At 58.2% G+C, this 19,675-nt stretch carries 20 protein-coding genes; 7 read left to right on the forward strand and 13 right to left on the reverse strand.

Annotated features, from left to right (window positions below; translation table 11 throughout):
• Positions 1 to 5: 5 nt before the first annotated feature.
• Entirely contained in the window at positions 6 to 875 is an 870-nt protein-coding gene (locus K1X75_12710; protein ID MBX7058920.1) for an alpha/beta hydrolase, read from the forward strand.
• A complete protein-coding gene (locus K1X75_12715; protein MBX7058921.1) occupies positions 832 to 2,985 on the forward strand; it encodes an adenylate/guanylate cyclase domain-containing protein in 2,154 nt (717 codons plus the stop codon). The genes K1X75_12710 and K1X75_12715 overlap by 44 nt, the downstream gene beginning before the upstream one ends.
• A gap of 23 nt (positions 2,986 to 3,008) precedes the next feature.
• Here the strand turns inward: K1X75_12715 and K1X75_12720 are convergent, their stop codons facing one another.
• Both K1X75_12720 and K1X75_12725 read right to left on the reverse strand, forming a co-directional pair.
• Positions 3,009 to 4,787, reverse strand: a complete 1,779-nt coding sequence (locus K1X75_12720; GenBank protein ID MBX7058922.1) for an adenylate/guanylate cyclase domain-containing protein — start codon at positions 4,785 to 4,787, stop codon at positions 3,009 to 3,011.
• A 29-nt stretch (positions 4,788 to 4,816) separates the two neighbouring features.
• On the reverse strand, positions 4,817 to 5,716 hold the full coding sequence (locus K1X75_12725) for an HDOD domain-containing protein (GenBank protein MBX7058923.1): 900 nt from the start codon (positions 5,714 to 5,716) through the stop codon (positions 4,817 to 4,819).
• A 93-nt stretch (positions 5,717 to 5,809) separates the two neighbouring features.
• Here K1X75_12725 and K1X75_12730 point away from each other — a divergent pair, with 93 nt between their 5' ends.
• The 4 genes from K1X75_12730 to rpsI all read left to right on the forward strand — a co-directional run bounded on the left by K1X75_12730 (position 5,810) and on the right by rpsI (position 8,240).
• Entirely contained in the window at positions 5,810 to 6,151 is a 342-nt protein-coding gene (locus K1X75_12730) for an arsenosugar biosynthesis-associated peroxidase-like protein (GenBank protein MBX7058924.1), read from the forward strand.
• A 23-nt stretch (positions 6,152 to 6,174) separates the two neighbouring features.
• Positions 6,175 to 7,149 carry an arsenosugar biosynthesis radical SAM protein ArsS gene (arsS, locus tag K1X75_12735; GenBank protein MBX7058925.1) on the forward strand — a complete coding sequence of 325 codons (975 nt, stop codon included), beginning with the start codon at positions 6,175 to 6,177 and terminating at the stop codon, positions 7,147 to 7,149.
• A gap of 204 nt (positions 7,150 to 7,353) precedes the next feature.
• Positions 7,354 to 7,812 carry a 50S ribosomal protein L13 gene (rplM, locus tag K1X75_12740; GenBank protein MBX7058926.1) on the forward strand — a complete coding sequence of 153 codons (459 nt, stop codon included), beginning with the start codon at positions 7,354 to 7,356 and terminating at the stop codon, positions 7,810 to 7,812.
• Between the two features lie 38 nt (positions 7,813 to 7,850).
• Positions 7,851 to 8,240 carry a 30S ribosomal protein S9 gene (gene rpsI, locus K1X75_12745; protein ID MBX7058927.1) on the forward strand — a complete coding sequence of 130 codons (390 nt, stop codon included), beginning with the start codon at positions 7,851 to 7,853 and terminating at the stop codon, positions 8,238 to 8,240.
• Positions 8,241 to 8,275: 35 nt separating this feature from the next.
• Here the strand turns inward: rpsI and K1X75_12750 are convergent, their stop codons facing one another.
• From K1X75_12750 to K1X75_12795, 10 genes are all read right to left on the reverse strand, one after another.
• The gene (locus K1X75_12750; GenBank protein MBX7058928.1) at positions 8,276 to 10,045 is read right to left on the reverse strand and encodes a HAMP domain-containing protein; all 1,770 of its coding nucleotides are present in this window, start codon (positions 10,043 to 10,045) and stop codon (positions 8,276 to 8,278) included.
• A 65-nt stretch (positions 10,046 to 10,110) separates the two neighbouring features.
• Positions 10,111 to 11,703: a hypothetical protein gene (locus K1X75_12755; GenBank protein MBX7058929.1), complete on the reverse strand. Its 1,593-nt coding sequence runs from the start codon at positions 11,701 to 11,703 to the stop codon at positions 10,111 to 10,113.
• 42 nt (positions 11,704 to 11,745) lie between these two features.
• On the reverse strand, positions 11,746 to 12,183 hold the full coding sequence (locus K1X75_12760; protein ID MBX7058930.1) for an SUF system NifU family Fe-S cluster assembly protein: 438 nt from the start codon (positions 12,181 to 12,183) through the stop codon (positions 11,746 to 11,748).
• Positions 12,184 to 12,204: 21 nt separating this feature from the next.
• On the reverse strand, positions 12,205 to 13,452 hold the full coding sequence (locus K1X75_12765) for a cysteine desulfurase (GenBank protein MBX7058931.1): 1,248 nt from the start codon (positions 13,450 to 13,452) through the stop codon (positions 12,205 to 12,207).
• 77 nt (positions 13,453 to 13,529) lie between these two features.
• On the reverse strand, positions 13,530 to 13,838 hold the full coding sequence (locus K1X75_12770) for a non-heme iron oxygenase ferredoxin subunit (GenBank protein ID MBX7058932.1): 309 nt from the start codon (positions 13,836 to 13,838) through the stop codon (positions 13,530 to 13,532).
• Positions 13,839 to 13,842: 4 nt separating this feature from the next.
• Complete coding sequence (locus tag K1X75_12775; protein MBX7058933.1) at positions 13,843 to 14,961, reverse strand: SufD family Fe-S cluster assembly protein; 1,119 nt, start codon at positions 14,959 to 14,961, stop codon at positions 13,843 to 13,845.
• On the reverse strand, positions 14,958 to 15,722 hold the full coding sequence (sufC, locus tag K1X75_12780; protein ID MBX7058934.1) for a Fe-S cluster assembly ATPase SufC: 765 nt from the start codon (positions 15,720 to 15,722) through the stop codon (positions 14,958 to 14,960). Before sufC ends, K1X75_12775 begins: the two co-directional genes overlap by 4 nt.
• A gap of 96 nt (positions 15,723 to 15,818) precedes the next feature.
• Positions 15,819 to 16,214, reverse strand: coding sequence for a hypothetical protein (locus K1X75_12785; protein MBX7058935.1), 396 nt, complete (start codon positions 16,212 to 16,214; stop codon positions 15,819 to 15,821).
• A complete protein-coding gene (locus tag K1X75_12790) occupies positions 16,211 to 16,936 on the reverse strand; it encodes a hypothetical protein (protein ID MBX7058936.1) in 726 nt (241 codons plus the stop codon). The genes K1X75_12785 and K1X75_12790 overlap by 4 nt, the downstream gene beginning before the upstream one ends.
• A complete protein-coding gene (locus K1X75_12795) occupies positions 16,920 to 17,666 on the reverse strand; it encodes a DUF2071 domain-containing protein (GenBank protein ID MBX7058937.1) in 747 nt (248 codons plus the stop codon). Before K1X75_12795 ends, K1X75_12790 begins: the two co-directional genes overlap by 17 nt.
• 81 nt (positions 17,667 to 17,747) lie before the next feature.
• On the opposite strand from K1X75_12795, the gene K1X75_12800 reads away from it, so the two are divergent.
• On the forward strand, positions 17,748 to 18,155 hold the full coding sequence (locus K1X75_12800) for a DoxX-like family protein (GenBank protein MBX7058938.1): 408 nt from the start codon (positions 17,748 to 17,750) through the stop codon (positions 18,153 to 18,155).
• Positions 18,156 to 18,191: 36 nt separating this feature from the next.
• On the opposite strand, the gene sufB is transcribed toward K1X75_12800, so the two are convergent.
• Positions 18,192 to 19,613 carry a Fe-S cluster assembly protein SufB gene (gene sufB / locus K1X75_12805; protein ID MBX7058939.1) on the reverse strand — a complete coding sequence of 474 codons (1,422 nt, stop codon included), beginning with the start codon at positions 19,611 to 19,613 and terminating at the stop codon, positions 18,192 to 18,194.
• Between the last annotated feature and the right edge of the window lie 62 nt (positions 19,614 to 19,675).

Here is a 19,675-nt window from a genome sequence, read left to right on the forward strand (position 1 = left end):
GCCCAATGAAAAAATGGCCGCGTCTCTTTCTGGCAGGCATCGGCATTGTTGCAAACCTTGCCTGCGGCGCCGCTGGCCTCAGGCGACAGCCGGACCAGGCTTACCTGGGCGATAACAATGACCGTCATCAGGCCGATCTCTTTTATCCGACCGGCGCTCCAAAGGCCGCCGCACTGTTCATCCATGGCGGGTTCTGGCGCAATCAGGACCGCCGCTATTTTCGGCTCTTCACCGGTCTCTATTCCAATGTTGGCGAATCGCTGGCGGCGCGCGGCGTGGCCACGGCAGTTATCAGTTATCGCCTCTTTCCCGAGGCAAGTCCGGAAGAGCAACTGCGCGACGTAGCTGCCGCCGTAGCCTGGTTCCAGAAGGAGATCGCCCAAAAGTATGGGCCCCTGCCTTTGACGCTAGTCGGTCATAGCGCCGGCGGACACCTCGCGCTGTTGAGCAGCCAAAAGCCAGGGCTGTTTGAATCGGCCGGCGCGGACCGAAGCAGGATCCATGGGATCGTGGCGCTTTCGCCGGTGCTGGATATTGCCGGCATGGCTGCTGGCAGCGAGGAAGAGTTCAATCGTGAACTAACTCGACCGCATTTTGGCGAGGATCCCAGCCAATGGGCTTCTTTTTCTCCGCAGCAAATGCCGGTTGACCGGCTGCCTGAGGTCTTACTGATTTCCGGCGAGCAGGACTTACCCTATATTGTGAGCCAGTGCCGTCAGTTTGCCGCAATTCTTCGGGCAAGGGGAAAGCTGAATGCCTTCATGGAAATTCCCGGATACAGCCATTCGCAAATGGTTCTCTCTATTTCGTCCGCCGGCGACCCAGTCAGCGATGCCATGGCGAGTTTTATTCTGCGCGAAAGCGCCAGCCGCTGAATTTCGAAGCAGTACATATTTTCTGGTTCTGGTCTCCCTGCTGCTGTCCGCTCCGGTTGCCGCACAGCAAGTCCAGAGCGATTCATCGTATCTGCGCCTGGACCAGGCCGGCGCACAATGGTTCGTTACGTCCTCGCCAATCGACCCCGCACGCGAGTCCGAAGGCGATCGCAGCGACGCTGGCTGGGTAGAAATGAAGACGCCGGGCAATCTCGGCGAAGAAGGTTCGCCTTTCCGCGATCAAGAAAGCGTATGGTACCGGCGCGACTTTGAGTGGCGCGGTGAGTCCGACGGCATCCCCTTTTCCCTGCGTCTTGGAGAGATCGCCGACCGCGATCGAACTTACCTGAATGGCGCGGCTATCGGTCAAACCGGGGATTGGGAATCGCCAAACTGTCAGGCCTATGATCGACAGCGACTCTATGAAATCCCTCCGGGCTTGCTGCGCCGCGGACACAATACGCTGTTGGTTCAGGTACGCGGCTGCATTCCGGGCGAACTTGGGATCTACCGCGATCGCATCGAATTGAGGCCGACGCGCGATCTGCTGCGGGACTTCTATCTGGAAAATGTCAGCCAGACGCTATCGCTGGCGGTTTATTTGACCTTTGCCATCTATTTTGCGCTCTTCTATTTGCGACGCCGGCAGGAGCGAGAAAACCTTTATTTTTCTCTCTTCCTGCTGGCTTTTACAATCTACGGTTTGCTGCGCACGCAATGGAAGTACGAGTTTGGGCTTTCGCTGCATGATCTCAAGCGCATCCAGACGATCAGCGTGGTTCTAACGCTGCCCTTGTTCTACGAGTTTATTCGCGCCTTCTTCCGGCGCTACGATGAGCGGCTTTTCGCTCTGGGCCTCTGGCGCGATCGCACGGCGCGCACGCTGCATATCTTGAATGCGGCAGCCGTTATCTTGATTGCCCTGCATCCCTCCAATGCAATGTGGCAGTACGTACTCTTTACCTTTATTCAGCCCGGCTGGCTCCTGTACACAATTGCGATTTTATTTATCGCCGGGCACGCCAGCTGGCGACGCGATCTGGATGCCGCTTTGATGTTGAGCGCTTCGCTGGTGCTGGCTGCGGCTTTTCTGCTCGATGTGCTCGCCGGCAAGGGCGTCATCAATCTCCCAACTGTGCTGACCTATGCCTTCACCATTTTTGTCCTGGCTATGTCGCTGGTGCTGGCCAATCGTTTTGTGCGCCTGCATGATGAGACGGAGCGCCTGAACGTTGACTTAACGCGCTTCAATCAGGCCTCGCGACGCTTTGTTCCATTTGAATTTCTCAATCTGTTGCAGCGCAGTAATCTGAGCGAGGTGGCGCTCGGCGACCAGGTGCAGAAGGAAATGACCATTCTGTTTTCCGACATTCGCTCCTTTACCAACCTCTCGGAGACGATGACGCCCAAGGAGAATTTCGACTTCATCAACTCCTATATGCGGCGCATGGGGCCGATTGTTCGAGCGCACAACGGGTTCATCGACAAATACATTGGCGATGCTATCATGGCGCTCTTTCCACAGTCGCCAGCCGATGCCGTCGCAGCCGTTCTGGAGATGCGCGCCGCAATGCAGGAGTGGAATCAGGCCCGCGCGCGGCACAATTTTCCGATCATCAGCGTTGGATTTGGCGTGCATTCCGGTCGTCTGATGCTGGGAACCATTGGCGAGAACGAACGCATGGAAGGCACAGTGATATCCGACGATGTCAATCTGGCTTCGCGCGTCGAAAGTGCGACCAAGTACTACGGCGCTACCGCTTTGATCACCGACGCCGTAGCGGCGGCGCTTCCCCATGGACTGGCGCAACTGCGCTACCTGGGCCGCGTTCGAGTAAAGGGAAAATCGGCGCCGGTAGCGCTGTACGAACTGCTGTTCGGCGATACGGTCGCCGAACAGACCCGGCTTCGTTTGCGGCAGCCCTTTGAGCAAGCGGTGCGCGCTTACGAGGAACGGCAGTTTGATCGCGCTGAGTCGCTCTTCCGTTCGCTAACCGACCAGGACTCCGCGGACCTGGCGGCGCGACTTTTCCTGGAGCGGGCCCGCGACGCCAGTCTACAGGGTCGGCCGCCCGATTGGGATGGCGCCGATCAGTTGAGTTCAAAATAGGGCAAGCTCGGGCAGGCGGTCGCTCAGTTCTGGGCGGCGGCGTCCTGATTGAGCGTTCGGCGTATGGCGGCGGCAGTCATCTGCGCATCCTCCGATTCTACGTTTTCCACAAAGTACACGGCAATCTCCTGCCGCTTGCCCTTGACTCGAATCTGGAAGCGCTCGCCGACGGTCAGATAGTCGCGAATCCTTTCGTAAGTGTCTTCGCTGATCAGTACCTGACCTGGCTTGCTGTTCTGCTCAATGCGCGCCGCAGTATTGACCGTATCGCCGATGGCAGTCCAATCCATGCGGCCGCCGTAGCCGATATTGCCAACGATGACTTTTCCGGAATGAATGCCAATGCGCGACTCCACCGGCTCTTCCCCGGTGTGGCGGCGAAACTCATTCATCTGCGAAAAGCTGCGCTGGATTTCCATGGCAGCAACTACCCCCGCATGAGGATTGCGGAACAGCGCCATAATGGCGTCGCCCATAAACTTGTCCACGGCGCCATCATGACGCTCGATGGAGCGTACGGCGGCGCCAAGCGCCAGGTTCAGAAAATCGACAATCTTTTGCGGCTGCATGCGCTCTGACTTCTGCGTGAATCCCACCATATCCAGAAACATGATGGTGATATCGCGCACTTCATCGGGCAGTTTCTTTTTCCCCTGGCGCACCACCTCGCGGGCCTTGGTCATAATTTGCGGCGGAATGTAGGGCGTTATGATCTTCTGGATCTCAAGGCTCTCCATCACAGAGCCTTCGCGCAAGCGGCCGCCGGCATTCTCAACGACCACGCGCTGCCAGACCGTATCAACCATGCCGGAGGGGGTCAAATAGCCGCTGATATTATAGAGAGCTTCGGTGCCATCCATGGCGCGCAGCCACAGACGATAATTCTCAAAGCGGCGCGTATCGCGAATGTTGCGCGCCCCGCGAAAGATATCGCCAAAGAAGCGCGCTGGCAGAAGATTTTGCATTTCCTGCGGCCGATCGGTCTCGATCTGCAGTTGTTGCAGTAGCGAATCATTCACTTCCAGCAAAGCGCCATCCGGAGTGAAGCGCACAAAGCCATGACCCAGTTCGCGGTTCAAATTCCAGACTGCGGCAAGCAGTCGCTTGTTGCGCGAAATGCGCCGCACGACCTCGGTTTGTTTGTGCTGGAAGATGGACAGCGGGAAATTGATCCGCGCTACGGTAGCGCCGTTCTCGCCGCCAATGCTCAGCGCATCGTTGCCGGCGCCCAGGCTGCGCAACGTGGTGACCAGCAGCGGAATTCCCAGGCCTCCGCCTTCCTGCTGACTGTCGGCGCCCTCGCTGTCCGAAAAAATAAAGCCAAGGCCGTTCGTTTCCCGGGCCCGCTTCAGCGCCGCCTGCAGGCGCTCATTCTCGATTTCGCTTGGCTCGCCGGGATTGCTAACTTCGAAGCGATAGCAATCTGGCAGAAGACGTCCAGTTACCTGGGCGTAGAGATTCTTCTCGCGGGCAATTTCCGCAAAGTTTGCGGCGCTGTTGGTTTCAATCTCGCTGCGAAAAATCTGAAGCCATTGCTCGTACTCGACATCCTGGAGTCCAAGCTCGGCAATCATGTAGTCTTCGTAGATTCGCTTGTAGAGCGCCTTCAAAGCATTGGCGGCAAGTTCCTGGACGAGTGCAAAGAAAGGACCTTTGAGGTCCGGTTGACCGAGAGCCTCGGCAACGCCTTCCAGCCGCGCCGGCAGCGCATCCTGGTAATCCGCCGGTTCGTACAGCAAGATGCGAAAGGTCAGTTCGTCTGAACCATCCGCTACGGTTGCGCTGGCTTCATTATGGTTCATTGCCTGGCGCTTCGCCCGCTCCCTGCGATCTAGACCAGCGACATGTAGAATTTGAATTGATCGTCGTTTTGCAGGTCGCTGCGAACTGCATCGGAAAGGTAGTAGGCCTGCAGCTCCGCCGGCGCCTTGAGTTCTGCGCTAAACAGTTGCAGATCCGCGTCTGGTTCATTCTCGCCGCCGCCGTAGCCAATCTTGTGGGCGATGGCATTGGCGTAGCCAACCAGCGAAAGGATTGCCAGCTCTCGTTCTTCGCGATCCGGCCGATGCAACTGCGGCTGTCCCTCGTGTTCGGAAAGGGCCGCCTTAAAAAGATGCGGCAGCTTCCACTCGTCCACGATCATTGCGCCGACCTGGTGGTGGTCGAAGCCAAAAATCTGACGCTCCGCCTCAACGCCGCTGGCCTGTTCCTTTTCAATGATATCAAGGGTGGCGATGAACTTCTGGCGATCGTGAGCATTCATCACAACCTTGGCAATGTCGTGCAGCAGTCCGGCAACGAAGGCCTCCTCGGCAAGGTCCTTACGTCCCAGTTTGACCGCCAGTTGCCGGGCAATCAGCGCCGTAACCATGCAGTGCTCGCTTACGTAACGGCGAAAGCGGGCGTAACGAGCCTGCTCAAACATTTGCTGTGAAGAAGCGACAATCGCCATGGAGCGAACAACGTTGAAGCCAAGGCGGCCGATAGCCTGCTGCAGACGTGCGATGGGAATACCACGCGAGTAAAAGGAAGAGTTGGCCGCCTTCATCACCAGAGCAGAAATGTTCTGGTCTGCGCTGACCAGACGATCCAGTTCGCTGAAATTCACATTGGAGTTGCTATCCAGGCTGACCAGGCCGGTGAGAACCTGCGGCTGGATTCCAAGCTGCGTCTTTTTGAAGTCGATGGCCATAAAAACGAGAAATGTAGAAATCGCCGTGCGTTCAATCATATTTTTTGCAATTTACAGGCGATTGCATGTTGTTAAGTCAATTTTTGTGACCGAAACTTGCAGCGCGATTCTATCGATTCAAGGAGTTTGCAGATGCCCGATCGTCCCCACTACTACGATTCCCAGGACTTGAAAAAGTTTGGCGATATTGGCCGCTTCCAGCCGCAACTGGGGAAGGCATATTTTGACTATTACAACCAATCGATGGCCGCTGGCGCCCTCAGCGAGCGTGAGAAGGCGTTGATTGCTCTGGCTGTAGCGCATGCGCTGAAGTGTCCCTATTGCATCGACGCATACAGTCATACCTGTCTGGAAAAAGGCGCAGACCAGGAACAGATGATGGAGGCGGTGCACGTCGCGGCGGCAATGGCCGCCGGCATTACGCTGGTGCACAGCGTGCAGATGATGAATCACGTCGACAATACTGCGCTATGAGTCGTTCCAGCATCAGTTCTGGGATGCAGCTCAAGGCGCTGTCCGATACGGCGCCGGACTTCACAGCACGCCTGGCGGAAATTTCAGGTCAGCGTCGGCTTGGCGCCGCCGAGCTACAAACTTTGCAAATCAATGTTGGCAAGGTTTGCAACCAGGCCTGTCGGCATTGTCATGTGGACGCCTCTCCGATGCGCAGCGAGAGCATGAATGCCGAAGTTGCGCAGCTTTGCTTGCAGGCCCTTGCCCGATTGCCCGGCGTTGATACCGTAGATATTACCGGCGGGGCCCCGGAATTGAATCCAAACTTCCGAATGCTGGTGCGCGAGTCGCGCGCCCTTGGGAAGCTTGTCATTGATCGTTGCAACCTGACGATCTTGCAAGAGCCTGGCCAGGAAGATCTGGCCGAGTTTCTGGCTTCGCAGCAAGCCGAGATTGTGGCTTCGCTGCCGCACTTTGCCGCAGCGCGCACGGATCAGCAGCGTGGCCGCGGCGTATTTGAGCGTTCCATAGCCGCTTTGCGCAAACTCAACGAACTTGGATACGGCGATCAGCTCAGGCTAAATCTGGTCTACAATCCCAGCGGCCTGTTCCTGGCCGGTCAGCAAGCGCAGCTGGAGCGCGAGTTCCGTGAGCGATTAGCCGCCGACTTTGGCATCCGTTTTCACAATCTATATTGCATGAACAATATGCCGATCAGCAGGTTTCTGGAGTCGCTGCTGCGCGCCAACAAGCTGGAAGAATATATGAGTATGCTGGCCGGGGCCTTTAACCCGGCGACCTTGGATGGGCTGATGTGCCGCCGACAGGTTTCGGTTGGCTATGATGGCCAGCTCTATGATTGCGATTTTAATCAGATGCTGGAGTTGCCGGCGGCGATCGGGCACATTGGCGATCTCAACCAGGCTGACTGGGAGGCCCGATCGATTGTGCTGCACAACCATTGCTTTGCCTGTACCGCTGGCAGCGGTTCCAGTTGTGGCGGCGCGCTGAGCGCCTGAGGCCGGGAGTATGGACTGCGGCCAGCGGTCCACAAGGCTGCGGCGCGAGGCCAGGCGGTCGTCGGGGACGGGTGGTCAATGATTTCCGTTGACCATGCCCTTGCCCCTGGAAATCATGCCGATTCCGGTAGCAGCGGCCCTGGCCTGCTGGCCTGACCGATCCGGACGGCCCAAGAATCCGTCCGCCAAACATACAGAGAACTTATGGCAACCTATCTGGCTTCGCAGAGAACTCGTTTCACTCGAAACGAAGACGTAAAAAAGCAATGGATTATGATTGATGCTGAGGGCGAAACCCTTGGCCGCCTGGCCGGTCGCCTTGCCCACCGCCTGCGCGGCAAGCATCGCGCCGACTACGCGCCTCATCAGGATATTGGCGATCAGATCATCGTAGTCAATGCCGGACGGATGAAGACCACCGGCAAGAAGATGGAGCAGAAGGTCTACTACAAGCACTCGCTCTATCCGGGCGGACTGAAAACGGCTAATCTGCGGGCGCGGATGAATGAGAATCCGGTCTTTGTACTGGAGACCGCCGTAAAGCGCATGCTGCCAAAGGGACCGCTGGGCCGTAAGCTGATGCGAAACATTCGCATATTTGCTGATGCCGAGCACCCGCACAAGGCGCAGCAGGCGGAGCGCTGGAAGCCTGTATTCAAGTAAGAGCAATTTAAAGCAGAGCGGATTGAGAAGTTAATACCATGGCAAAAGATATCTTCACTGTAGGTCGTCGGAAAAACGCCATTGCGCGGGTCAAACTGTCGCCAGGCAAGGGCGAACTACTGATCAACGGCCGCAAGCCAGAGGAGTACTTCCGCGTTGGCCGTATGCTGAGTCAGGCTACTGAGGGTCTGCGTCTGACTGGCAGCGGCGAAAAGTATGATCTGCATGTCTATGTTCAAGGCGGCGGCATCAGCGGCCAGGCCGGCGCGGTCCGCATGGGAATCGCTCGAGCGCTGCAGCTGCACGATCAATCGCTGCGCGCCCCCCTGAAAAAAGCCGGTATGCTGATGCGCGACTCGCGGATGGTGGAGCGCAAAAAATACGGCCTGCATAAAGCGCGGCGCGGAACGCAATTCTCCAAGCGCTAATTGGATCTGGACGGCTCGCAGCCAGGCGCTGCAGTCTATTTGTGATCGAGCAACTCGATGGGGCGCCAGTCCTGCGGCGGCGGGACTTCGCGCCATTGCAGCGCCCGACGCAGATAGATCTCCGACACTGGATCAAAATCGCGGGCAATGATCGCTTCAAATCGCTCGGCGGCCTCTTTGAATTGACCGCGTCGGTAGAGCTTTACCGCTTCCAGGTAGTCTGGCATCAATGCCCGTCGTCGTGCAACAGCTGAATCCGGTTCGGCGTCCAGTATTTCATAGATCTTTACGTCGTCGCGTTTGCCTTTGACCTGCACCTGATCGACAAAGCGGAAGCTGAAATCGCCTCGAACTTGTAGCGCTTCGATGGTTTCTTCGCTGACCAGAATATTGACGCCGTAGTACTTGGTGAGGCCTTCCATACGCGAAGCCAGATTGACCGCGTCGGAAATGACGGTCGTATCCATTCTTTGCTCTTCGCCCACGGTGCCCAGCATCAGCGCTCCAGTGTGGATGCCGACGCCAATCTTGAGCGGCTGGTAGCCGGCCCGCTGGCGCTGCACATTGTAGCTGCGCACTTCTCGAACCATGGCGATGGCAGCGTGGACGGCGTCGTCAGCCTGGCGTGGAAACAGGGCCATGACAGCGTCGCCAATGTACTTATCAATGATGCCGCCTTGATTGCGAATCAGCGGGCCAACTCGTCGCAGATAGCTATTCAGGAAATTGAAGTTTTCCTCAGGCGTCATCAGCTCCGAAAGCGTGGTGAAGTCGCGAATGTCTGAAAAGAGCACGCTCATTTCGCTGCGAACCTGGTCGCCCATGCGCACTTCGGTGATGCTGGCCCGTCCGAGGAGTTTGAGTAGATCGTGCGGAACAAATTTGCCGTAGGAATCTAGCAGTCCCTGCAGCCGATCATTGTAGCTGCTGATCGTTTCAGCCATGGAATTGAAGCTGAAGCTCAGCTGTCCCACTTCGTCCGAAGACTCCACGCGGGCCCGCACGCCAAAGTCGCGCTCTCCAAAGCGCCGTACAATGCGCTCCAGCGCCAGAATGCCGCGCGTAAAATAGGCGCCCAGCAGGATGGATGTCAGCAAGGCCACGGCAATTGCCGATGCCGTCAGGATCACCGAAAGCTGAGTCACGTTGGCCAGAGCTGCCTGCATATCGGCGTCGACCATGTCGATGCCAAGCAAGCCAAGCATAACGCCGTCGGGGCCGTAAACCGGAGCATAGGCGCTTACCGAGCGTACATTAAAGTCTGAATCGAAGGTGAATTCCTTTTCGACCATGTTGCTGCGATCGGCAAAGGCCTGCTGCATCACAGGATATTCGGACATGTCCAATTCGCTGGCAAAGCTGGACAATTCATCCTGCGCCGCGTCCTGCTGTTTGCGGTCTTCCAGGAAATCGGCGTCGACGACGTAGAGGGCGGTATTGTCGCTTTCCTTGCGCAACAGGTAAACGTAGCGGATCAATCGTTCTTCGGAATTGCGAATCGCATTGAGTTGATCGGAGATTCGTCTGTATTCCGCCGAATTCTCCGCCTCCTCGGCCGCGACTCGATCTTCGCTGGCTTGCTCCACGCGTCCAAAGAGTTCGCGCAGGTCGTTCGCATTCAGATTGCTGGCGCCCAGGTAGGCGATATTCTTTACACGGCCTTGCAGTTCGGTGAACAACTGGTCGTAGAGAATTCGGTAGCTTGCATAGGCGAGGGTGACGGAGACAGCCGAACTGAACAGGAAGAAGGCCAGAATGATCTTCAGGCGCATGCTCACTCGGATCGGTTGCTTATCGCTGGACATACTGCGCCTATTAGACGAAAGGAATGCGAGACAGATGAACCTGTGCGGCCAGGATCCTCAACCGATCAATCGGCGGCCGCTTCGCCGGCGTCCTCGACCGTCAATTTGAGCATATGATCGGTCAATTCGCCGATGCGTTCGATTTCAGGTCTTACCGTTTGCGACTGGTTGGAAAGGGCAAGCGTCTCGCCTTCCATCTTTTCCAGTGCGGTAACCACCTCTTGCGCCCCGGCTTGCTGCAACTGCATATTGCGATTGTTCTCCGCCGAAAAACGCTGCAGGTCGTCCAGTTGCGTCAGCAGCGTTTGATTCAACTGCTGTTGGCGGCGAAAGGCCTCGCGCAGCCCGCCAACCTGCTCGTCAATCTGGATCAGCTCTTTCTGCTGCAGATCGACGCGCTCCGTCACCCTGGCGGAGGCGCCGCGCACGCGCTCTGTTAGCTGGCGGCTCTGCTTTACGATCTCTTCGATGGAACGCGCATTGTTGACGCTGTAGTCGGCCAGTTTGCCAATTTCCAGGGCGACGACTGCAAAGCCGCGTCCGGCTTCTCCGGCCCGGGCGGCTTCAATGGAAGCGTTGAGCGCCAATAGGTTGGTCTGGTCGGCGATGTTGGCCATGACGCTGTTGATTTTGCCAAGGCGCGCCAGCGACTCCAGAATACGATGCAGCGATTCGATGGTTTCTTGCAAGGCTTGATTGACCTCGCCAACAAAGGCCCGCGAGCGCGAGGAAACCTGCCCCAGCGCGTCGGTGGAGATGACAATCTGATCGAGAGTGGCGCCCACCAGCGAGCCCTGTTCTTGCAGTGTAGCCAATCGTTTGCTTTGCTGGTCTACGTTTTCACGCGTGTTGGCTGCAGTGGCGCTGAATTCATCCAGGATTGCGCTCATTTCGGCCACGGAGCTGGCGTTGTTGTCCATGCCCTGCAGCATGGAGTCGAGGAATTCGTTGAATTGCGTTATCGACTTCTTGAGCACGCCCACGGCCATGGCAATGTTCATGCGATTGTCGTGCAGGTTGCGGTATGCGCGCTCCTGATCGCGGCGCGCCCGCTCCACACGGGCGGAGGCCGATTGCAAAAAGCCCACTACCGAACGGACGATCAGCGCCGCAGCCAGCAAATAGAGGCAATGCAAAGCCTCTCCCAGATAGGTGGTCTTGCCCGCCGCCCAGGCGTTATCTTCGTCGCCGCTGATCAGTAAGCCGCTGGAGAGAGCAAAGATCAGCGCGCACAGATAGCTGATCATCGAGGCTATGCCGGCCAGAATCGTAAAGCGCGGATTGCCCAGGAATCCGGACATCATGATGTAGAAAAAGTAGATCGAATACAATATAGGTTCGCGAACTATCAGCCAGCCTATTTGCGGACGGCCAACGATCAGCGCCGAAAGCATCATGCCCAGCAGGGCGATATCGAGAATCGTAAGCCAGCGCGCGAGCGTCTGGCTGGCTCTGCCCTTGCGACTCAAGAGCCAGTAAAGGATTGTGTAGGCGAGCATCAGCAGCAGTCCGGCGGACAGCACCGTCGTCTGCACTGCCGTGTAGTAGCGAACGGCGGCGGCTACATTCGAGGCAAAAAAGAGGGTCAAGCCCAGTCGGATGCGATTGATGATCCGTGCGCCGCGCTCCCATAGCGCTTCATCGAAGGATGTCTCCATGGGCTTTCAGGCCAGCGGGGGCGCCGTGTCCTGAATTTGCGATCAATTTCCCGCGGCTCTCTGCAGCGCCTGTTCCAGCGCGTTCCAGGAAAGGGTGGCGCATTTGACGCGCACCGGGTAGCGTTGCACTCCCTTGAAGGCCTCCAGGTCCTCGAGCTCCTCCGGAAACTCAACGGCGCCGCCCTCCACAATCATCGATTTGAACTGATCAATCAACTTGCTCGCCTGGGCCAGCTCCATGCCCTCGACGGCCTCAGCCATGACCGAGCCGGAGGCTGTGGAGATGCTGCAGCCGCGCCCATTGACGCGGATTTCCTGAATGCGTCCCGCTTCGATGAAAAGTTCCACTTCCACCTGATCGCCGCAGCTGCGATTGAGGCCCTCTTCCACGACGCTGGGGTGCGATAGATGCCCGCGGTGCGAGGGACTCTGCGAATGCTGGATAATTACTTCTTTATATAGATCTTCGCTCAGCGCCATGACTGCCCTGGGCTCCTCGACTCAAGATTTTACGGCGCTGCGGAAAATGTCGCGCACCTTGTGCAGGGCGCGAACCAGAGCATCTACATCTTCCGGCCCATTGTACATGTAGAAGCTGGCGCGCGCCGTGCCCGGAATGTCGAGCAGTCGCATCAAGGGTTCGCAGCAATGATGTCCGGCGCGGATGGCGATGCCTTCTTCATCGAGGATGGTCCCGACATCATGAGCATGGACGCCGTCCACATTAAAGGAAACGACCCCGCCGCGCACGCTCAGATCGGATGTGCCGTAAAGCGTAAGGCCTGGAACCCTGGACAATTCTTCAACAGCGTAAGATAGAAGCGCCGCCTCATGCTGATGAATTCGCTCCAGACCAACCTTTTCCAGATAGTCAAGGGCGATGGCAAAGGCCACCACGCCGGCGATATTCGGCGTACCGGCCTCAAACTTGTTAGGCAGCGGGGCCGGCTTAAAGCCGTCTTTCCAGACGGTCAGGATCATATCGCCGCCTCCGAGAAAGGGCGGCATGGCTTCCATCAGTTCCCTTTTTCCATAGAGCACGCCGACGCCGGTGGGACCGAGCATCTTGTGAGCGGAGAGTGCATAGAAATCGCAATCGAGATCCTGTACATCGACGCGCAAATGTGAAGCGCCCTGTGCGCCGTCGATCAGAAACAGTGCGCCGGCGCTGCGCGCTCTGGCGCCAATGCGCTTCAGATCATGAATGACGCCAAGCGCATTGGACATGTGTTGCACGGCGATGATCCGCGTGCGCGCATTGATCACTTCGTCGAGGCGTGAAAGATCAAGCTGATAGTCCGCGGTCAGCGGAATATGGCGGATTCTGGCGCCGCAGCGTTGCGCCACCATGAACCACGGCACCAGATTGGAATGGTGTTCCAGTTCGCTGACCAGAATCTCATCGCCCTCTTCGAGATTGGCCTCGCCCCAGGAGCGCGCCACAAGGTTGATGCTTTCCGTAGCGTTGCGCGTGAACACGCAGGATTCGGGATGCGGCGCATTGAGCAGATGAGCGACGCGGCGACGCGTGGTTTCATACAGATCGGTAGCTTCGTAACTCAAACGATAGGCGCCACGATGGATGTTGGCATTGCGGCAGCGATAGTAGTCGTTGAAGGCGTCAATTACGCGCTGCGGCTTCTGCGAGCTGGCAGCGCTGTCCAGAAAGACCAGCGGTCGGCCGTTCATGCGCGTTGAAAGAATTGGGAAATCCTCCCGAATCGCGCGGTAATCCAGTAAGCTTCCCATTTCTGCCTGTCTCCGACTATAGTAGGCGCCGGCTGCGGCGTCATCAATCCCCTTTTGGCCGGAGGCCGCAGCGGGCTTCAGGCCAGATCCACTTCCACCTGACCATTGACAACGCGTACCGCAAAGATCTCGATATCCTCCGTTGCCGGCAGCTGCAGCGCCGATCCATTGCGGATGTCGAAGCTGGCGCCGTGCCTGGGACAATGGATGCAATGTCCCTCCAGTTTGCCGCCGGCCAGCGGTCCGTCATCATGGCTGCAGCGGTCCTCAAAGGCGTGGATCTGGCCCGCCACTCGAGCCAGCACGATGCGGCCAATCTCCGTCTGGATGCAGCGGACTTGAGCCTCAAGCAGTTCCGTTTCTGGGAGCAGTGCGATATAGGCCATGACGTCAGAGGCTCAATCGTCGGTAGAAGCGCGACAGAATCTTCTCGGCCAGTTCGGCGGACGGAAACTCGGCCAGCAATTGCTCCAGGAAGCCGTGCACCAGCAGGACCCGCGCCTCCGCTTCGCTCAGCCCGCGAGCCATCAGGTAGAACAGCGCATCGTGGTCCAGTTGACCGACGGTGGCCCCATGCTCGGCCTGCACTCGCTCCGCCTGAATGACCAGCCGCGGCATCGACTCGGCGCGCGCGCTGCGATCGAGCAGAATGTTGTTATTCAACTGGTGCGAACGGACGCGCTGTCGACCTGGAGGTATGATCAGATTGCCATCGAAAATGCTATGCGCTCGTTCGCGCAGCACGGTCTTGTAGTGCAGGGAGCTCTGTGTGTCGTCGGCCTGATGGTCGGCAATCATCTCCACGTCGCAGAAGTCGCGACCGCCAAGGGCCAGGGCGCCAACGGCGCGAAATACTGCGCCGCGACCTTGCAGTCGGCCAATCAGAAAATCCTTGGCCAGGCGACCGCCATCGAAGGCTGTTGCCAGGTGGACGCTGGCATCCTCTGCCAGAAAGCTTTCCAGCCATCCAAATCGTCGATCGCCGCCGGCATGGGCTACGGCAAGGGCCGCTTTGAGGCGTCCGCCCTTTGCCACATGCAGCTCAAGCTGCGGTAAATAGACAGTCTCTTCGCCCTGCGATTCGCACTCCAGAATCAGAGTCAGCTCGGCGCCGGCGCCGACAAAAACGTAGATCTGTGGCGCAAAGAGAGCGCCAGCAGTCGGCCGAAAGCGAAGCGTCGCTGCCGCCTGTGCGCCGGGCGCAGCGCTGAGAATCAATGGCGTCGATGGGGCCAGGGCTCGCGCCAGTGCGATTGCATCGCGGGCCTGGCGACGTTTCATTTGCTGTCGCTCCGCCACAATTTGCTGCATGCTGCCATCCGCTTCCGCCAGCGTGAGCAGCGAACAGGCATGCAGCTCGCTGGCGGGCGGCGGTTGCACTGCAGCCTCTGTCAACTTCAGCGTCCGCGGATCAAAGCCGCCAAGATCGACCTTGCGCCAGGATTCGTCGTGCGGCGAAGGGAGGGGCGCATCACGCAGCTCCATTGTGGCCGAAGGCGCCTCGCTCATAGCGCGCCAGGGCTCAATCCCGCTTCCCGCGCCGCCCACTCATAACCGTGGGCTTCCAGCTTTTCGGCCAGCTCGCGGCCGCCGCTCATGACGATCCGCCCGGCCATGAAAACATGGATACGATCTACGCTCAAATAGTTGAGCAGTCTCTGGTAGTGAGTAATCAGTAGCATACTGCGCTCCGGACTGCGCAGGCGTTCCACGCCTGCGGCCAGAATGCGCAGAGCGTCGATATCCAGACCGGAATCGATTTCGTCGAGAATGCACAGCTTCGGCTGCATCAACGTCATTTGCAGAACTTCATGACGTTTCTTTTCTCCGCCGGAGAAGCCATCGTTCACATAGCGCGCCGCGAAGTTGGGATCCATCTGCAAGGCGCCCATCGCTTCTTTCAGTTCGCGTCGAAAATCCTTTACCGGGACATCGGCGCCGCGTAGATTCTTCAAAGCAGTGCGCAGGAAGTTGGTAACGGTGACGCCAGGGATCGCCGTGGGATACTGCATGGAGAGAAAAATACCGAGGCGCGCGCGCTGGTCTACCGTGAGGCCGGCCAGCGATTGGCCTTCGAAATAAATCTGACCGCCGCTCACAGTATAGCGCGGGTGGCCCAGCAGGGTGTAGGAAAGGGTGCTCTTGCCAGAGCCGTTGGGCCCCATGATGGCGTGAGTCTCTCCGCGCGGCAGGCTGAGATCGAGGCCGTGAATGATCTCGCGTCCCTCTATTTCTACCTTCAGGCCGCGGATATCGAGCAGGGCATCCATGATCCGGCCAGACTCCTCATCGCGCGTCCCCGGTTAAGCCATTTCCTGGTCTCGCGCTGGCTGCTTTTTCCAATCGCAGGCGACAGAAGACTATTACTACGCCTGCATTGCAAGCCAGGCATAGACCGCAGTCAAATAGCTCCACAGCAGCCCAAAAAGAACATGCACCGCTGTCTCCAGCCGTTTACCGCGCCAGAGCGCCGAATCGTAGACGAAGAACTGCGCCGCCAATCGACAGAACCAGAACACTGATATGCCGCCGGCCAGCCAGCGCTGCTTGCCGGCGGCCAGGTCCGCGGCCTGCGCCAGGGTCCAGATACCGAAGAGGATCAGGGTCAGACAGACAAAGAAGGTATGAACATGAAAGATCTGTTCATTCAGCCGCGACAGCCGTGCAGCTTCCTGCCGCCACTGGAAGCGCCGGGCAAAGTACAGATGCAAGAAGGCCAGGCCAATCTGAAGCAAGCCGGTTGCATAGAGAGCGAGAATCATTGCAATACATAGACGCGCACGAAGGGCGTGAGGGCAAAGTCATTCTCAATCTGCAGCCGTGCTGCACGAAAGCTGCTGCGCCAGGCGCTGTCGCTGTGAAAATGCAAGAAGCCAGGTCCGTAGGCCAGCAAATTGGCCAGATTGCGCAGGTGTTCGACAACGACCATCCGGCCGCCGGGGGCAAGCAGCCCGGCGCTGGCAGTCAGAAAGGAGGCTCGGTCCTCCGGCCGTCGCATCTCATGCGCTGAAAGAAATAGCAGGATCGAATCGAACTGGCGTCCGTCCGCAGCAGCTGCGGCAAAGGACGGAGAGAGCCGCTGCTGCCGCTTGCGCGCCCTCTGGATCGAGGGCTCCGGATTTTTCTGCGCATCATAGAAATCAAATTCGTTGAGCGCCAGATCGGGATAGCGCTGCCTGAGCAGCGGCGATAGATCGTCGAAGCCGGCATGGACCAGAGCCACATGTTGCGGCTGGCGCTGCAGTTGATCGAGCCAGCTCAATTGGTAAAGATCGGAACGGTCATAGATCCAGTGTGTGACGAGCAAGGATGCAATCGCAAAGTACAGGGCAGAAAATGAAGCCAGCAGGAGAAGGGCCTGCTGCCAGAGTTCCGTCGCCCAGGGCCAGGCAAGAAGCGCTGCGATTAGCGTCAGCAGAGCCGCTGCGTAAAACGGCCAGTTGAAGCGCAGCACATTGGCGACGCCCTCAAATCGACTGCGCATTCAGCAGCTCCCGTCTGCCCTTCTTCCACATGAAGGGGATGTTTTCTACAATAAAGGCGCTGCATAGCTGCGGCCTGACGCCCTGAAACTGCGGCTGATCAAAGAAATCCAGAGTACGCACTTCGGCCTCGACGGCTTGCGGCGTCCAATTCTGGCGAACGCCCTCGATGATCACAATCGAATGCGTCTCCTGTTCGTAGTCGAAGGTAAAAGGCAGCGGTCCCGCATACATACGCGCCTCGCGCCAGTCGGCAAAGGGCGATCCAGACGGCAAACGCGCGTCGGACTTCTTATGAAAAACGACGTCCATACCGCCCTCGCGTACAACGTGCAGGTTCTCTTCGCTCCATGCCGCATGGATTGGCGCGTAGTGGTAGTGATAGTGTGTGAGCAGATTTCCGGAGCAAACCATGCGTCGCCGGTCGGTCTCGGAGCGCAGGATGCGCAGACCGCGAAGACGCCGGCCCTCGCGCGTGGTGAAGCGACTGAAGATGCGATAGCCGATCAAGAAGAAGTCCTGACCAAGCAGCGCCGGAAAGACCGCCGGTCGCAGGCGGCGCGTCTTGACCATGGCGATGGCCGCAAAGCCCAATCCCTCGCGCTGGTCGAGTTCCAATCCTGGCGGAAGCAGCGGCTGCAAAATGTTTGCCGGCAGGGCATAGGTTAGCACCGCCGAGTAGTCAAAGTGTGCGCGCACTGCAAAGGGATGACGTCGTAACAGGTGCAACATGGCAATTCATTGGACGTCTGCGATGGAAGGCGGGCAATTTCTTTCTTGCGCTGCAATCTACAGCCAGAGGGCTCGAGCAGGATGCAGGCCCTGAACCTCCAACGCTTGCGCCTTGTGGCGCGCTGGATCGTAGCGTCGGTCTGGATTTTCCACGGCGTCTACAGTAAGCTTCTCCATCAGATTCCCCGGCACGAGGGGATTGTGGCCCGAATTCTGGGGCCGGACGTTGCGCCCATGCTGACCCTGGGCATCGGGGCCGCCGAAGCGGCCATGGGGCTGTGGGTCCTGAGCGGCCGGTGGCCAAAGCTCTGCGCCACGCTGCAGAGTTTAATCATCCCAACAATGAATGGTCTGGAGATTGTTCTGGCCCGCGATCTGCTTTGGAACGCGCCGGCAATGGTCTTGCTCAACCTGCTGCTGCTTTGTGCCGCGTGGTTTGCGGCCAGCGGCGTTCGCCCGCGTACGGCGCCGCCAGATGGGAAGTCCTGAAATTGGCAGCAAGCGAACTGCCGGTAGCAAGAACTCTCAGGCGCTGAGCCCATCGCTGGCCGGCGCGGCAATGGCCTGGCCGTCTTCCAGGATCATCCGGATCAAACGCGACATCTCCACCGAATACTCGACATTCAGGTCGCGCACCACGCCCTCGCAGAAGCCGTTGACGATCAGCAATTTTGCCTCGTCCTCGCTGAGCCCGCGACTTTGCAAGAAAAACAGCATATCGTCGTCAATTCTGGAGACCGTCGCCTCATAGTTCAGGGCGCCGTGTTCGCCGCTTACATCGTTGTAGGGGTAGGCGTGCGTTTGCGATCGATCGTCCAGCATCAGACCGTCGCATTTGATATGGCTGTAAGCGCCCTCCGCATTTTTATCAAACTTCACCAGGCCGCGGTAGCTGTTTACCCCGCCGTCCAGCGAGACGCCTTTGGCCAGCACGTTGCTGCGCGTTTCCTTGCCTACGTGGATGATGCGAGCGCCGGTATCTTGAATCTGGCCGCCGCCGGCAAAGGCCAGCGAAAGAATATCGCCGGTTGAACGGTCGCCCTTCAGAATGATGCCTGGATACTTGATGGTCTGCGCGCCAATGTTGACATCGGTCCAGGTGATGTGCGCTTCACGGTGAGCCAGACCGCGCTTCACCGTCCAGTTGTACATATTCTTTTTCCAATTCTGGATGGTAGTGTAGTAGATGCGCGCGCGATCATGGGCGATCAGTTCTACCACCGCTGTGTGAAAATTGGTCTCTGAATCTTGCACGGAACTGCAGCCCTCGCTGTAGACGATCTCGGCGCCCTCATCGGCGATCAGTAGCGTCCGTTCGTACTGGGCGGAGGAGGCGGCCGTAACCTTGAAGTAGGCCTGCAGCGGCATCGGCGTCTTTACGCCCGGGGGGCAGTAGGCGAAGCTTCCGCCGCTGAAAACGGCGCTATTGAGCGCGGCGAACTTGTTGTCCGCGGCGCCGACTACGGTTCCTAAGTACTTCTTAACAATATCAGGATATTCGCGGATGGCGGTGTCAATGTCGCAAAACAGAATGCCCAAATCCGAAAGCTCCTTTTTTACATTGGCGTAAACCGTCTCGGAGTCGTTCATCGCCTCGAGGCCCGCCAGATAGCGGCGCTCGTGTTCGGGAATACCCAGGCGTTCGAAGCTGCGCAGCACCTCGGGATCGACCTCATCCCAGCTCTTTTTCTTCTGCTTGTTGGCGCCCACATAGTGCACGTAGCGATCCAGGTCGATGCCAAAGGAAGGGATGAAGCCCCACTGCGGCATGGGCTTCGCTTCAAAGATCTCCAGCGCCTTCAATCGGAATTCGGTTACCCAGCCCGGCTCGCTCTTGATGTGCGAAATCGATTCTACAACCTTGCGCGATAGGCCGCGTGGAAAGGCATCCGGCGCGAAGTAAGGCGACTCTGTGGCTTCATTTTGTGGGGCAATGGCCTGTGACATAGAATCCTGCGCTGGGTGAGAGGCTGCGGCCAAGTCTCACGGCTCGGCCTTCCCAATAAAGC

The organism is Leptospirales bacterium (assembly GCA_019694655.1).
In the GTDB taxonomy this organism is placed as follows: Bacteria; Spirochaetota; Leptospiria; order Leptospirales; family Leptonemataceae; genus SSF53.